The 15,015-nt window shown below is 47.2% G+C and carries 14 protein-coding genes; 8 read left to right on the top strand and 6 right to left on the bottom strand.

Annotation, left to right across the window (positions count from 1 at the left end):
• Position 1 precedes the first annotated feature (1 nt).
• The 8 genes from metH (at position 2) to ONT18_RS05375 (ending at position 6,776) form a co-directional block, all read left to right on the top strand.
• A complete protein-coding gene (gene metH / locus ONT18_RS05410) occupies positions 2-2,785 on the top strand; it encodes a methionine synthase (protein ID WP_264904435.1) in 2,784 nt (927 codons plus the stop codon).
• A 35-nt stretch (positions 2,786-2,820) separates the two neighbouring features.
• Complete coding sequence (locus ONT18_RS05405; RefSeq protein ID WP_264904434.1) at positions 2,821-3,441, top strand: HAD family hydrolase; 621 nt, start codon at positions 2,821-2,823, stop codon at positions 3,439-3,441.
• Between the two features lie 108 nt (positions 3,442-3,549).
• Positions 3,550-4,410: a type I methionyl aminopeptidase gene (gene map / locus ONT18_RS05400; protein WP_153073550.1), complete on the top strand. Its 861-nt coding sequence runs from the start codon at positions 3,550-3,552 to the stop codon at positions 4,408-4,410.
• A 16-nt stretch (positions 4,411-4,426) separates the two neighbouring features.
• Positions 4,427-5,452 (top strand): tRNA (adenosine(37)-N6)-threonylcarbamoyltransferase complex transferase subunit TsaD, encoded by a 1,026-nt coding sequence (gene tsaD / locus ONT18_RS05395; RefSeq protein WP_117693676.1) that lies wholly within the window; start codon positions 4,427-4,429, stop codon positions 5,450-5,452.
• A 5-nt stretch (positions 5,453-5,457) separates the two neighbouring features.
• Positions 5,458-5,970: a CinA family protein gene (locus tag ONT18_RS05390; protein ID WP_022121811.1), complete on the top strand. Its 513-nt coding sequence runs from the start codon at positions 5,458-5,460 to the stop codon at positions 5,968-5,970.
• Positions 5,971-6,116: 146 nt separating this feature from the next.
• Positions 6,117-6,380: a 50S ribosomal protein L28 gene (rpmB, locus tag ONT18_RS05385; RefSeq protein WP_006849044.1), complete on the top strand. Its 264-nt coding sequence runs from the start codon at positions 6,117-6,119 to the stop codon at positions 6,378-6,380.
• Positions 6,381-6,385: 5 nt separating this feature from the next.
• Positions 6,386-6,574 carry a 50S ribosomal protein L33 gene (rpmG, locus tag ONT18_RS05380; RefSeq protein WP_006849045.1) on the top strand — a complete coding sequence of 63 codons (189 nt, stop codon included), beginning with the start codon at positions 6,386-6,388 and terminating at the stop codon, positions 6,572-6,574.
• Positions 6,575-6,617: 43 nt separating this feature from the next.
• Complete coding sequence (locus tag ONT18_RS05375; protein WP_006849046.1) at positions 6,618-6,776, top strand: DUF4295 domain-containing protein; 159 nt, start codon at positions 6,618-6,620, stop codon at positions 6,774-6,776.
• A gap of 203 nt (positions 6,777-6,979) precedes the next feature.
• Here ONT18_RS05375 and hrpB read toward each other — a convergent pair whose 3' ends face one another.
• The 6 genes from hrpB to ONT18_RS05345 all read right to left on the bottom strand — a co-directional run bounded on the left by hrpB (position 6,980) and on the right by ONT18_RS05345 (position 15,007).
• A complete protein-coding gene (gene hrpB / locus ONT18_RS05370; RefSeq protein ID WP_264904433.1) occupies positions 6,980-9,556 on the bottom strand; it encodes an ATP-dependent helicase HrpB in 2,577 nt (858 codons plus the stop codon).
• Between the two features lie 32 nt (positions 9,557-9,588).
• The gene (locus ONT18_RS05365; RefSeq protein WP_264904432.1) at positions 9,589-10,362 is read right to left on the bottom strand and encodes a hypothetical protein; all 774 of its coding nucleotides are present in this window, start codon (positions 10,360-10,362) and stop codon (positions 9,589-9,591) included.
• Positions 10,363-10,425: 63 nt separating this feature from the next.
• Positions 10,426-11,568 (bottom strand): glycosyltransferase, encoded by a 1,143-nt coding sequence (locus ONT18_RS05360; RefSeq protein ID WP_118080773.1) that lies wholly within the window; start codon positions 11,566-11,568, stop codon positions 10,426-10,428.
• A gap of 75 nt (positions 11,569-11,643) precedes the next feature.
• Positions 11,644-12,801 carry a diaminopimelate decarboxylase gene (lysA, locus tag ONT18_RS05355; protein ID WP_234564495.1) on the bottom strand — a complete coding sequence of 386 codons (1,158 nt, stop codon included), beginning with the start codon at positions 12,799-12,801 and terminating at the stop codon, positions 11,644-11,646.
• A 139-nt stretch (positions 12,802-12,940) separates the two neighbouring features.
• Positions 12,941-14,263 carry an aspartate kinase gene (locus ONT18_RS05350; RefSeq protein WP_117586361.1) on the bottom strand — a complete coding sequence of 441 codons (1,323 nt, stop codon included), beginning with the start codon at positions 14,261-14,263 and terminating at the stop codon, positions 12,941-12,943.
• 27 nt (positions 14,264-14,290) lie between these two features.
• Positions 14,291-15,007: a cell division ATP-binding protein FtsE gene (locus tag ONT18_RS05345; RefSeq protein WP_022121797.1), complete on the bottom strand. Its 717-nt coding sequence runs from the start codon at positions 15,005-15,007 to the stop codon at positions 14,291-14,293.
• Positions 15,008-15,015: the final 8 nt, after the last annotated feature.

Below are 15,015 nucleotides of genomic sequence, written 5' to 3'. Positions count from 1 at the left end.
AATGAAGAATTTAAGAGAGATTGTAAAGGAGAAAATTCTGATTCTTGATGGTGCCATGGGTACTGAGATTCAGAAGTATAATCTTACAGAAGAAGACTTCAGAGGTGAGCGGTTCCGCGATTTGCCGGGTATGATGAAAGGCAACAACGACATGCTCAACATTACTCGTCCTGATGTGATATCTGATATTTACCGACGCTACCTGGAGGCTGGCGCCGATATTATTACCGCGAATACTTTTTCGTGCCAGCGCATTTCGCAGGCTGATTATCACCTGGAGAACTGCGCCCGCGAAATGGCATTCGAGGGTGCACGTCTGGCACGTATCGAATGCGATAAGTTTTCTACGCCTGATAAACCACGCTTCGTTGCAGGAGATGTGGGACCAACCAACAAGACATGTTCCATGAGTCCGGACGTCAGCAATCCTGCCGCCCGCGAGATTACCTACGATGAGCTTTTCACCGATGTATGCGAACAGGTGGACGGACTTATTGAAGGCGGTGCTGACGTGATTCTCATCGAAACCATCTTTGATACACTCAACTGCAAGGCGATGATAGATGCAGCGCTCACCATGATGAAGAAACATGGAGTAGAGTTGCCTGTTATGATCAGTCTTACGGTGAGTGATCTGGCGGGCAGAACGCTCAGTGGTCAGACTGTAGATGCTTTCCTTGCTTCGCTTTCTCCTTATCCTATCTTCTCTGTCGGCATGAACTGTGCCTTTGGTGCTCCTCAGATGAAACCTTTCATCGAGCACATGGCGCAGGTTGCACCTTATTATATTAGTGCGCATCCTAATGCCGGTTTGCCTAACGAAATGGGCGAATATGACGAGACAGCCGAATCGATGGCTCCGCAAATAGCCGAATTCATCGATGAAGGCATCGTGAACATCATAGGCGGATGCTGCGGTACAAGTCCTGAATTCATCGCACATTACGCCCGTATAGCTGAGGGTAAGAAGCCGCATCAAGTGGTGGAGAAACCTAAGTATATGTGGCTCTCGGGATTAGACCTTCTGCAGGTCGATGATTCCGTACATTTGCCGGTTGACGCCAGTCGGTTTGTCAATGTGGGCGAACGCTGTAACGTGGCTGGTAGCAGGAAGTTCCTGCGTTTGATTAACGAAAAGAATTATGAAGAAGCCATCGGTATTGCCAGAAAGCAAGTGGCTGATGGAGCAGCTGTCGTTGACGTGAATATGGACGATGGTTTGCTCGATGCGAAAGCCGAGATGGTTAATTTCCTGAATATGATTGCTGCTGAGCCTGATATTGCGAAGGTTCCGGTGATGATCGACTCTTCCAAATGGGACGTCATCGTGGCTGGCTTGAAGTGCTGCCAGGGCAAGTGCATTGTCAATTCCATCAGTTTGAAGGAGGGTGAGGAAGTATTCCTTTCTCATGCCCGCGATGTGTTGCGCTATGGTGCAGCCGTTGTTGTGATGTGTTTTGATGAAGTAGGACAGGCTACCACTTTCGAGCGCCGCATCGAGATAGCAGAACGAGCTTATCATCTTCTGGTAGACAAGTTGGGCATGAATCCGCTCGATATCATCTTCGACCCGAACGTACTAGCCATAGCTACCGGTATGGAGGAGCATGATAATTATGCCGTTGAGTTCATCCGTGCAACGGAGTGGATTCATCAGAATCTGCCTGGTGCACATGTCAGCGGAGGTGTCAGTAACCTCTCGTTCTCATTCCGTGGCAATACTTATATCCGTGAGGCTATCCATTGTGTTTTCCTGCATCATGCCCAGCAGGTAGGTATGGACTTTGGTATTGTAAATGCCAAAGCCAGAATGGATTACAATAAAATTCCTGAAGAACAGCTTCATCTCATAGAGGATGTGGTACTGAATAGGAGAAAAGGTGCAGCTGATGAACTCATCGAGCTTGCGGCAGAGATAAAAGCCCAGGCTGATGCTGCCAAGGCTGCAGCTAAGGCAGGCGGTGTTGCTCCCAAGAAACCGGCTGCTCCTGAATGGCGAAAGGAGAGTGTGGAAGAACGTCTGAAGTATGCGCTGCGCAAGGGAATCACCGATTTCCTGCAGCAGGATATTGATGAAGCACTTGCCAAATATCCTCATGCCGTAAACGTAATTGAGGGTCCTCTGATGGACGGCATGAACCTGGTAGGTGAACTTTTTGGAAAAGGCGAAATGTTCTTGCCGCAGGTTGTCAAGACGGCTCGCACGATGAAATCGGCAGTTTCTATCCTTCAGCCTCATATCGAGGCAGAAAAACAGGGTGGAGCAACAACTGCCGGCAAGATTCTGATGGCAACCGTGAAGGGCGATGTTCATGATATCGGAAAGAACATCGTCTGCGTGGTTATGTCATGTAACAATTACGAAATCATCGACTTAGGTGTGATGGTTCCAGCCGAACAGATTGTACAGAAAGCTATCGATGAAAAGGTAGATGCAATCGGTTTGAGCGGACTTATCACCCCTTCGCTTGAAGAAATGGTTCATGTGGCCCGGGAAATGCAGAAAGCTGGTTTGCGCATTCCTATCATGGTAGGTGGGGCAACGACGAGCGAACTGCATGTGGCTCTGAAGATTGCGCCTGAATATGACGGACCGGTCATCTGGGTGAAGGACGCATCGCTCAATGCCGGAATCTGTGCCCGCTTCCTCAACGAGGCTGAATGTCCTAAGTTTGAGGCGGAACTGAAGGAACGCTACGAGAAACTTCGCCAGGACTATCACGAAGAGCAGGCTAAGATAGCTTCGCTCTCAGAGGCTAGAAAGAACAAACTGGAGCTGTTCTGACAAGATAAAGAATACAACGTTTTTAGGATAATTATATGATTAAAACTGTAATTTTTGATATGGGTGGTGTCATCATCACCCTCGACGAGAATGAGGCAGGCAAACGTTTCATTGAGTTGGGTATGAAGGAGTTTGCGGAGAAGATGGACCCTTATAAACAGGTTGGCTTAAACGGTCAGCTGGAAGAGGGCAAGATTTCCGAGGAGGAATACCGTCGGGAAGTGTGCAAGAAGATTGGCCGCGAGGTAACCTTCGAGGAACTGCAGCATTGCTGGCTGGGCTACATGAAGGAAATTCCAGAACGCAATCTGGTTACTCTCCGCAATCTTAAGAAGCAGGGCTACCGTGTAATCTTGCTCAGCAATACCAACCCTTATGTATCAGCCTGGGTAGACAGCGAGGCGTTCTCCGGCGACGGTCATCCTATCGGCGATTATTTCGATGCGATGTACCGTTCTTATGAAGTAAAGTATATGAAGCCGGATGAGAATTTCTTCCGTTATGTCCTTTCTCAGGAGAAGATTATGCCAGAGGAGTGTCTGTTTATTGATGATGGTCCCCGTAACTGCTGTGCAGCCTCTGAACTGGGACTGTTTACTTATTGTCCGCAGAATGGAGAAGACTGGTGCGATAAGATTTACGAGCATTTGAAGTAATTATTTGTGGTGATTATTTGCACTAAAATGCAAATAATTGCCATTTTATTTTGTGCTCTGCAATAAAAAATGTACTTTTGCAGTCGCAAATATTAAATACATAATACAATGATTAAGAAGAAAAGATGGCATTGCTTGCCAGGTCAGCCTCTTACAGAGCTCGACAAGCAGGTAATGTTTTGGGAAAACAAGGGTAAACTTGTTCCAACCCGTGACTTGATTAAAACTCCAGAACAGATAGAAGGCATCCGCAAGAGTGGTGTCGTAAACACCGGTTGTCTTGATGCGGTAGCCGAGATGATCCGTCCGGGAATCAACACCCAGGAGATTGATGATCTCTGCATGCAGTATTGCAAGGATCATAATGCCATTCCTGCGTGTCTCAATTACGAAGGCTATCCTAAGAGCGTTTGTACCTCTATCAACGAAGTGGTTTGCCATGGTATTCCTAAGGAAGAGGATGTGCTCGAAGAGGGCGATATCATCAATGTGGACATGACAACCATCGTAGATGGCTATTACGCTGACGCCAGCCGTATGTTCATCGTTGGCGGCAAGACTACTCCTGAAAAGGAGCAGCTGGTTCGCGTAGCCAAGGAATGTCTGGAAATCGGTATGGAGGTTGCCAAGCCATACTCGTTCGTAGGTGATATCGGTCATGCCATCGAGAAGCATTGCAAGAAGTATGGTTATGGTGTGGTTCGCGATCTTTGCGGTCATGGCGTAGGTTGCCAGTTCCATGAAGAGCCTGAGGTTCTTCACTATGGTCATAGAGGCACTGGCATGCTGCTCGTTCCGGGCATGGTATTCACCATCGAGCCAATGATTAACATGGGAACCTGGCAGGTATTCCTCGATGCCGACGATCCATACGGATGGGAAGTAATCACTGGTGATGAGAAGCCATCTGCGCAGTGGGAGCACACGCTTGTGATGACAGAGACAGGTGTGGAGATTTTGACATATTAACGTTAAATGTTAAGAAATGAAGGATATATATATATTAGGTATAGAGAGCAGCTGCGATGATACCTCTGCCGCAGTGCTCAAGAATGGTGTGCTGCTGAGCAATGTTACCGCCTCTCAGGAGGTTCACAAAGCTTACGGCGGTGTTGTTCCGGAGTTGGCTTCCCGTGCCCACCAGCAGAATGTGGTTCCAGTCGTTGACCAGGCCATCGCGCGTGCCGGCATCAAGAAGGAAGATCTTTCTGCCGTAGCCTTCACCCGTGGTCCGGGTCTGATGGGTTCGCTCCTTGTGGGTGTAAGCTTTGCCAAGGGATTCGCCCGTTCGCTCAATATTCCGATGATTGACGTAAACCATCTGCAGGGTCATGTGATGGCTCATTTCATCAAGGAGAGCGATGATGACCAGAGTGCACCTCCATTCCCGTTCATCTGTCTTCTCGTGAGCGGTGGAAATTCGCAGATTGTAAAGGTGAATGCCTACAACGATATGGAAGTACTGGGACAGACCATCGACGATGCGGCTGGCGAGGCTATTGACAAGTGTGCCAAGGTACTGGAGTGGGGGTATCCTGGTGGTCCTGTCGTAGATAAGTATGCACGTCAGGGCAATCCGAAGGCTTTCAGTTTCTCTGAGCCTCATATTCCGGGTTTGAACTACAGTTTCTCAGGCTTCAAGACAAGTTTCCTCTACAGTTTGCGCAAATGGGTGGCTGCTGATCCTGATTTTGTTGAGAAGAACAAGTACGATCTGGCTGCCAGCATAGAGTTTACCATCGTTGATATTCTGATGAAGAAACTCCGCATGGCTGTCAAGCAGACCGGTATCAAGCATGTGGCTGTAGCTGGAGGTGTGAGCGCTAATAATGGTTTGCGCAACGCTTTCCGCGATCATGCCAAGCGCTTCGGCTGGACTATCTACATCCCTAAGTTCAGCTATACTACCGATAATGCGGCGATGATAGGCTGCGTGGGAACCTTCAAGTATCGTGATGGTGAGTTTGCAACCATCGACTTGCCAGCCTATAGTAAAGTAACATTTAAGTAAGAAATATGGAATTTGAAACAAAGATATTGAGCAAGGGCATCCAGGAGATGCTCTACAATAGTGACAAGACAGTAGGCACAGCAGAGAGCTGCACAGGTGGTCGTATCGCCGAGGCGCTGATTTCTTTGCCAGGTGCCAGCAATTACTTCAAGGGTGGTGTAGTAAGCTACACCAACGAGGTAAAGGAGAATCTTTTGGGCGTGAGCCATGAGGTTCTGGAGGAGCAGACTGCCGTTTGCGAAGAAGTGGCTAGGGAGATGGTGCTCGGCACAATCAAGACCCTGAATGTAGACTTCGCCATTTCAGCAACGGGTGTGGCTGGTCCAACGGGTGGAACTCCAGCCATTCCTGTGGGCACAATCTATGTAGGTTATGGCGATAAGAACGATGTTCGCGTAGTAAAACTCACCGAAGATTTCGGACGCGACATCAACCTTGCAATTGCCACAAATACAGCGCTTAAAGGCATGCTCGAATTTTTGAAAGAACATGCTGAAGAACTTAAAAAAGAGGCTTAATTGCTAATTTAAGGCTATCAAATATTAATAATCCTTAAAAGACAGCGTTCTTTTAGGGATTATTTTGTTATTACCAAATTATTTTGTAATTTTGCACTCTGTTTGGAATAGGTATCAATTAACGAATTACAAAATTAAAGATAGAAATGTCTAAGATTTGTCAAATTACAGGTAAGAAGGCACAGTTAGGTTGCAATGTGTCTCACTCAAAGCACCGTACAAAGAGAAGCTTTGATGTTAACCTCTTCAGCAAGAAATTCTACTATGTAGAAGAGGGTTGCTGGATCAGCCTCAAGATCAGTGCTGCTGGTCTTCGTCTTATTAATAAGGTAGGTCTCGATGCTGCTTTGAATCAGGCAGTAAAGAAGGGCTACGTAGATTGGAAGGACATTAAAGTTATAGGAGAATAAATATCATGGCAAAGAAAGCAAAAGGTAATAGAGTACAGGTTATCCTCGAGTGCACTGAACACAAGAACAGTGGTATGCCAGGTACAAGCCGTTACGTGACTACAAAGAATCGTAAGAACACTCCTGAGCGTCTTGAGTTGATGAAGTACAACCCAATCCTTAAGAAGATGACTCTTCACAAGGAGATTAAGTAAGCTTAGCTTACAAGTTTAATAATTTTATCAATTTAAATAGACTATGGCAAAGAAAGCGGTCGCTACCCTCCACGAAGGTAACATGGATGGTCGCGCATATACAAAGGTTATCAAGATGGTTAAGAGCCCTAAGACTGGTGCATACGTTTTCGATGAGAAGATGGTACCAAACGAGGCTGTTAAGGATTTCTTCAAGGATTAATTTCCTTGCAGATGATGCATCGTTGAATTAAGATTACATCAAAATTCAAATATAAAGATAAAGGTCGCTACCCAGATAGGGGAGCGACCTTTTTTTTCTTTTTCTTTTCTAAGGTCAAGAAAACTGCTTTTGGCCTTTTACAATACTACTTGAAGCTTCTTTCATCGTCTCTTACGAATCTTCTTAGCGTTTGCTTCTTCTTATCATCGTTTGACACCTTTCACGGCTTGGCTCTCTAACGGATTCTCCGGCCAGAAATGCTTAGGGTATCGGCGCTTCAGTTCCTTGCGGACTTCGAAATAAGTGCCTTGCCAAAAACTTGCGAGATCCTGAGTAAGCTGAACGGGCTTGAAGCCGGGAGATAACAACTCAAGCAGAAGGGGCTGTCTGCCAGCATCGACAGTGGGTGTTGATGTCATTCCGAAACACTCCTGAAGCCGCACACTCAGAACCGGGGCTTCTGCTCCCAGGCGATAATCGATGCGGATGTTGCTGCCCGATGGTACACGGATGTGAGTGGGAGCAAGGCGGTCTATCTCCTGCTGAAGGTCGTAAGGAAGGATGTTCCAAAGGATTTCGCACAGGTTGAGTTTCTTCAGCTCTGTAACAGAAGTCTTCATCTTACCACCTTCTTCGAGATAGAAAGGGAGCCACGCTTGGGCTGTTGACAGGAGATGCTCCGTAGATAGGTCAGGAATCTCCAGTTCCGGATGCCATTCAGCTACTTGCGCCACGCGCTGTTGCAGACGATGAACCGATTCGTTCCAGTCGAACATGCTGAGTCCGTCTTTTCTGGCAGCTTCGCAGATAATATTAGAAACAGTCTCTCGGCTGGCATTTTGTATCGGCTTGCTGTCTATGACGAGTGCTCCTATCCGTGTTTCCTGTTGCATCTTTACTGCCAGCGCTTTGCTGTCCCATGAAATATTCTCGCAGGTTTGTGCCGGCAAGTTCTTCCAGTTGACGGGGGCTGAGAGAAATACCCTTCCTTTCCGTCCCTGCCCAGAATTGGATGATGAGGTTGAAGCGAGGTTGAGTGATGCGATGGCAAGCCATTCGTTTGCTGCCATGCTGTCGATCGGGTCGATGAAAATCGTGTTGCCATTCGACATCTTGAAGTTGCCCGCATGGTCGGTGGCATGGGCGATGCGCTCAGGATAGGCTAGGGCGATGAGATGGCCCACTTCCTCAGCATCAATTGGCTCGTTGTCTTCTTTGATACGCAGCATCTTCCTGTATTCCTGTGCAATCTGAACGATACGGTTCCAACGTCCCAGATTCTTCTTGCAGCGTGCGGAACGGAGGATAGAAAGGCGGAGCGTCATGTCTGAATCCTCATTTTCGCCCATCGGGTCTTTCTCTTCCAGCAGAGCTGCAATGTCGCAGGCAAGGGCTTGGCTCGCCGGAGAATCGCTGCTGATCATCATCTTGGCAATACGCGGATGACAAGGAAGTTGAGCCATTCTGTTGCCTTCTGCGGTGATGCTGCCACTGAGAGCGTGAGCATCATGATCAGGAGTGAGGGCGTTGAGCGACATAAGAAGTTGCTGTGCCAATACGAGGTTGCCCTTGGGAGGAAGGGTGAGCCAAGGCAGCAGTTCCGGTTTGTTTTCGCCGAAAGCTGCAATGTCGAGAACCAGCGAAGAGAGATCTGCATCCAGTATTTCGGGCAGCCGTTGTTCTGGCATCAGATGTTCCGAGGTCTGTGTCCAAAGCCGGTAACATACGCCTGATGTTATTCTGCCCGCACGTCCCCTTCGCTGCGTAGCCATGTCCTGACTGATACGAACGGTTTCGAGATGACTCAAGCCTGTACGGGCATCATAAACCAGTTTTCGGCATAGTCCGGAATCCACAACGATTCGTACCCCTTCGATGGTGAGAGAAGTTTCGGCGATAGGAGTGGCCAATACGATTTTTCGTTCGCCCGGTTGGGAAGGAGCGATTGCGAGCCGCTGCTTTTCAGGCGAAAGGTTGCCGTAGAGTGGATAGATTTCCGTTGAAGATAAGGCAGAACGAAGCAGTTCTTCGCATTTCATGATTTCTCCCTGTCCCGGCAGAAAGGCAAGAATGTCACCTTTCTGGTTTCTGAAAGCCTGACAGATAGTGGCTGCCATTTCCTGCGCTACCTGATATCTGTCTATGTCGTGGTCTGCATAAATGGTTTCTATCGGAAACATTCTGCCTTTACTCTCGATAAGCGGAGCCTGAAGTGCCTGGCAGATGATAGAAGCATCGATTGTTGCTGACATGATAATGAGCTTCAGGTCGGGGCGGATGATTTCCTGTGTTTGCCGGGCCAGCGCTAACGCCAGATCGGAATTGATGCTGCGCTCATGAAACTCATCAAAGATGAGGCACGAAACGCCTTCGAGTGTTGCATCATTGACCAGCATTCGGGTGAGAATGCCCTCGGTAAGGACTTCGATGCGTGTTTCATCCGAAACCTTGCTTTCGAATCTTACCCGATAGCCGATGGTTTTGCCCACGGGTTCTCCCAGAATCTGCGCCATCCGTTCGGCAATCTGGCGAGCAGCCAGACGGCGCGGTTCGAGCATCAGAATCTTACCCTGACTTTTAAGATGATTATGGATGAAGCCTTCCAATGCCTGATCACTCATGCCTCGCAGAATGGTGAGCGGGAGAAGGGTAGATTTACCGGCTCCAGGAGGAGCTGTAATAACAAGGTTAGCCGACTCCATCAATGCTTCATTGACAGAGTCGGCTATCTGGTAAGCTGGCAGATGACCAGCCTGCTGTTCTATTCTATCTAAGTTCATTTCTTCTTATTTCGCAAACTTCAGAATCTTTTTTATTTCACAAATTTCAGAATCTCTTTACTCTTTCTGCCCTTTTTGGCAGGAATCGGCATGAAGCCTTCTGTGAGTCCTGTTTTATCTGTCATGGTCTGGAAAACGGAGGCGGCATAGGAAGAGAGTTTCTTCTCTGCCAGTTCTTGCTTGATAGCATCCTCATCATAATCATCAGCATAGAGGAGAGTGTGTAAATCGTCAAGATATTTTTGCGGAATATTCTGATGCGGCATGCGGCTTTTTATCTGCATAATCTGTGCGATGATTGCCTGTTTGGTTTGGGCAGCGATGGCTTCTGCCTTTTGCTGCTCGAAGACTGCCAGCGTCTCCTCATCCGTCTCCTGCCAGTTTTGCATCATGGCTTCAGTGTTGGTAAGATGACTGTAGCCTGCATAGCGAATCAGGGCGATGCGCTTGTTCCAACCTTTCTTTTCCAGATAGTTTTTCTCCATAGGGGTAGTAGCTACTATGAGGTTGGCTTTGGCGTACATGGCTTTCTGATACATAGACTGTTGCAGTGAACGCTTCAAGTAAGGGTTCTTGCAGTTTCTCTCAGAAATATCACCTAGTGGACAAACGATGTAGGGAATGTCCATCTGCTTTGCTTTCTTGGCTATCTGGGCTCCCTGCCATGTCCATGCTCCTATAATCAACACAATGTCGGCATCAACCAGACTGTTGGTGATGTCGAGCTGCTTATTCAAGGCTTCGATGTATGGAAGATACATCTTCAGCAACTTCTTTTGGTTGGAAATGAACAAATATACTTTCATCGTTCTGTCGGTTATTTTTAACTGTTATTATTCTGATAGACTGTTACTTCCTTTTTACCCTGTTTAGAGTTTATGAGAAGTGAAATCGTTTTTGTCAGCCCGCCAATATCGCAATTTGGTAGCCAGATTTCTCCAGATAATTCCATATTCGAAGAATGGCAGTTTGAACATCGCTATTCCGTCATCAAAGTGTTTGATGGCCTTGTTGGCTATCAGCATTCTCACGATGAACAGCAGAAGGAAACTGAAACCTGCGCATCCTGTAAGAATCCAATTCTTCATGAGGATAGAGTAGGCTGCAACGGCCAGTGTTGCTATCAGGCTGAGATGTGGCATGAGATGGTCGAAGAACATGAGGGTTCGCATGGAACCTGCTCTTTCCAGACTCTTGCGTGAAGCCTGCAGATAGAGGTGGGCATTGTGCCAGCTCTTGTTCGATGGTGCTTCACGGATGAGCCATGCATCGCAATCCAGTTCTGTAGCAGTTTCGCCATAATGGGCATACTTGTTGACGAGAAAATCGTATTCGCCGCGAACATATTCCAGGTTGCCCTGATAGCCCTGTTCCTTCATGAAGTCGCTCTTGCGGAACGCTACGTTTGGCATGTGACTGCGATAGCCGTAGGTCTGTTGGGCACGGCGCAAAACATAGTAAGCCTTGCGGATGCTGTCGAAACGGCGTACGCTCTTGGTTTCCTCATCAAGGGCTACATATCCCAATACCAGATGGTTTGGGTCCTGACATTGACGGGCCATGGTTTGCAGCCACTTGTCGTTGCTTGGGCGGCAATTAGGTTCTGTCAAAATAATCCATTCATGTTTGGCTGCCTTCACACCCAGTGTAATCTGCAATTTCTTGCGGCTCATGTAGCGTGAACTCTCAGGAATGTAAGTATAATAAAGATGAGGGTTCTCGGCTGCTGTTCGCTTCAGAAAATCCTGCGTCTCGCCATCTGTACTCTGGCAGACTACAATTACCTGATAGTCGGCAGCATACTGCTGGCGCAGGAACATAGGGAGATTCCTCTCCAATTCAGCAAGATTATCGTGTGCGGTAATGAGTATACTGACAGGAGGTTGATTCTCTGCCGTTTCTGTTTTTTGAAAGCGCAACGAGCGCAGAAATGGATTTATCAGCGATCCGAGAACCGCCAATAAAACCACCACTGCGCCTGCTATTATAGTAGTTGTACTAATGATCATCATATTCTTTTTCTCGTAATATAGAAAGCTAGAGAAAGGAGAATCCTATAAACTCTTAACTTTTAACTTTCAACTATATTAAAAGTCTTCTGTAATATACCCCTTTGGCAACTGGCGACAGTTATACTGGCTCGCCATAATCTCACCATAGGCTCCGGCTGAGCGGAGGGCGATGAGGTCGCCGCGATGGGCTTTGTTGATGTCGACAGCCTTGCCGAAGACATCGCTTGATTCGCAGATAGGACCTACTACGTCGTAAGTTTCTACAGGTTCATCGCTTGAGATGTTCTCAATCTTATGGTAAGCCTGATAGAGTGCTGGACGGATGAGGTCGGTCATTCCTGCATCCACAATGGCAAACTGCTTGGCTGTGCCCTGCTTGATGTAGAGTGTCTTGGTGATGAGAGAACCCATCTGACCCACTACAGCGCGACCCAACTCGAAGTGAAGCTTCTGACCATCGCGCAACTTCAGTTTCTTTGCGTATGTATCGAAATAATCCTTGAAATTAGGGATTGGCTGGCGGTTTGGATGATTATAGTCAATGCCCAATCCGCCGCCCACATTGATGTTCTTCACAACGATATGATGCGCTTCAAGCTGGTTCTGAAGTTCGTTGATACGGTTGCAGAGTGCCTCGAAATCACCCATATCGAGAATCTGGCTTCCGATGTGGAAGTGCAGTCCGAGGAACTGGATGTTCTTCATCTTGGCAGCCTCTTCGATTACGGCTTCCATGTCGCGCATGGCAATTCCGAACTTGTTTTCTGCCAGACCTGTTGTGATGTTAGCGTGCGTATGGGCGCCGACATCCGGATTGATGCGGAAACAAACCTGCGCAATCTTATTCTGTTTTTCAGCCAGCTCGTTGATGATTTCCAACTCCGGAATGCTTTCTACATTGAAGCAGAAAATGTCTTTCTCCAATCCGAGGTTGATTTCCCAATCGCTTTTGCCTACACCAGCGTAAACAATCTTACTGGCAGGGAAACCGGCTTTGATGGCTGCCTGAATTTCTCCTCCGCTCACACAGTCGGCTCCTAAACCAGCCTGACAGATGATATTGAGCACCTTAGGGTTGGCATTTGCCTTTACGGCATAGTGCACTTCAAATCCCTCGTGCTTGCCAGCCTCTTCATTGATGGTTTTCAATGTCTGGCGCAACACATTGGTGTCGTAATAGTAGAACGGAGTCTGTATCTCCTGAAACTTATCTATCGGAAATGTACCTTTCATTTCGCTTAATCTTAAATTAATACCTTATTATAGTTAAATCAGAATATCCAATTTATTGTAAATCAGAATATCCAACGAAGAGTGGATAGGAAGCATTACATACGAATTCTTCACTTTTCACTCTTCGTTTTCATTTGCATTACTTCTTCTCGAACAATACGTTGCTCAAGTTCTGCAATGCCTGCTTCTTATCTTTCTCTCTGATGAGGAATGAGATGTTGTAGTTAGAACCACCATAAGAAATCATGCGTACAGGAATGTTCTTCATCGCATCGGTAGCGATGGTCTCGAAGCCAACGTTGCTCCAGTCCAAATCACCTACAACGCAGATGATGCACATATCAGAATCTACAGTTACTGTACCATATTTCTTCAGTTCGTTTACGATGTCGTTAAGATGAGAATCATTATCAATACTCATGCTGACACCCACCTCAGAAGTGGCAATCATATCAATTGGAGTCTGATAGCTCTCGAAGATTTCGAATACCTTGCGTAGGAAACCTGTAGCGAGTAACATGCGGCTACTCTTGATCTTAATGGCTGTGATGTTGTCCTTGGCAGCAACAGCCTTGATCTTGCCGCGTACGATGACATTGTCGATGATTGTACCGTCGGCCTTAGGATCCATGGTGTTCTTCAAGCGTACAGGGATGCCTGCATACTTAGCTGGCTGAACACAGGTAGGGTGGAGGATCTTGGCACCGAAGTAAGCCAACTCAGCAGCCTCCTCGAAGTTCAACTGGCGGACAGCTTCAGTGTGCTCTACGACACGAGGGTCGTTGTTGTGCATTCCATCGATATCGGTCCAGATCTGAATTTCGTCAGCTGGGAGAGCTGCACCGATAAGAGATGCGGTGTAGTCGCTACCGCCACGCTGCAGATTGTCAACCTCGCCGTATGCGTTGCGGCAGATGAATCCCTGAGTGATGTAAATCTGATAGCCCTGGTTCTGCTCCATGATAGCAGCCAACTTCTCCTTGATGTACTGAGGATCTGGTTCTGCGTTCTTGTCAGTGCGCATAAAGTCTAATGCGCTGAGCAATACAGCCTTTACACCCTGTTCCTTCAAGTAGTTTACAACCATGTTGGTGCTCATCATCTCGCCCTGAGCCACGATGCTCTTCTCCTCGAAAGAAGTGAAGAGGTCTTTGGTGAATGAGCGGAGATAGTTGAATTCGCCCTGCAAGAACTCACGAGTCGTATTTTTCATCTCCTCGGTAGAGTAGAGTTCTTCTACATGCTGCATGTATTTCTTCTCCAAGTTGTTGATTACCTCGTTGGCGCCCTCTGGATTCTTCTTGTAAAGATAGTCAGAGATCTCAACGAGAGAGTTTGTTGTACCGCTCATCGCAGACAATACGATGAAAGTTGGTTCACCTGATTCTGTAACCAAAGAGGCTACTCCCTTCATGCGCTCTGGTGAGCCTACAGAAGTACCTCCGAATTTCATTACCTTCATAGTCGTAATTTTATTTAATTATTTCACTTAATTATCTTCTCCATCCTCTGTGAGGTCGATGTGGTTGTACTCGTTGGTTACGTCGTAGAGCACACCTTCCTTACAGCGGTAAACGATGCCTGGGAATTTGTCGAGCATCGGGATGTTATGGGTTGTCATCACAACAGCTGTGCCTTGCTTGGTGATGTCTTTCAGCAGACTCACGATGTTGCTGGCTGTCTCTGGGTCGAGATTGCCTGTAGGCTCATCGGCGATGATGATTTTAGGATTATTGAGAATGGCGCGGGCGATGGCTACACGCTGCTGTTCACCACCTGAGAGCTCATGAGGCATCTTGTCGATTTTATCAATCATGCCTACTTCGTTGAGCACCTCTTCAATACGCTTTTCTCTGTCTTTTTTGTTTTTCCAGCCTGTTGCCTTGAGTACGAATTCAAAGTTCTTGCGAACGGTGCGGTCGTGTAGCAGCTGGAAATCCTGAAAGATGATTCCCAATTCCTTACGCAGAGCCGGAATCTCCTTTCGCCTGATAGTTTTGAGGTCTCTGCCGAGAATTTCAGCCTTCTCGGTTTCGCCTTCTACAAGGTCTAGTTCGCAATAAAGTGTCTTTAATAGCGAACTTTTACCAGAGCCGACTTTTCCAATAAGGTAGGCGAATTCTCCTTCGTCAATATGGAAATTGATGTTTTGGAGCACGCACTTGTCGGCCTGATATATGCTGACGTTCTGATAATCTATTAACATCTTCTATT

Origin of the sequence: Segatella copri, assembly GCF_026015295.1 — a bacterium.
Taxonomy (GTDB): domain Bacteria; phylum Bacteroidota; class Bacteroidia; order Bacteroidales; family Bacteroidaceae; genus Prevotella; species Prevotella copri_C.
Note: the sequence above shows the minus strand (reverse complement) of the source record. Positions and strands in the feature narration are given on the sequence as shown.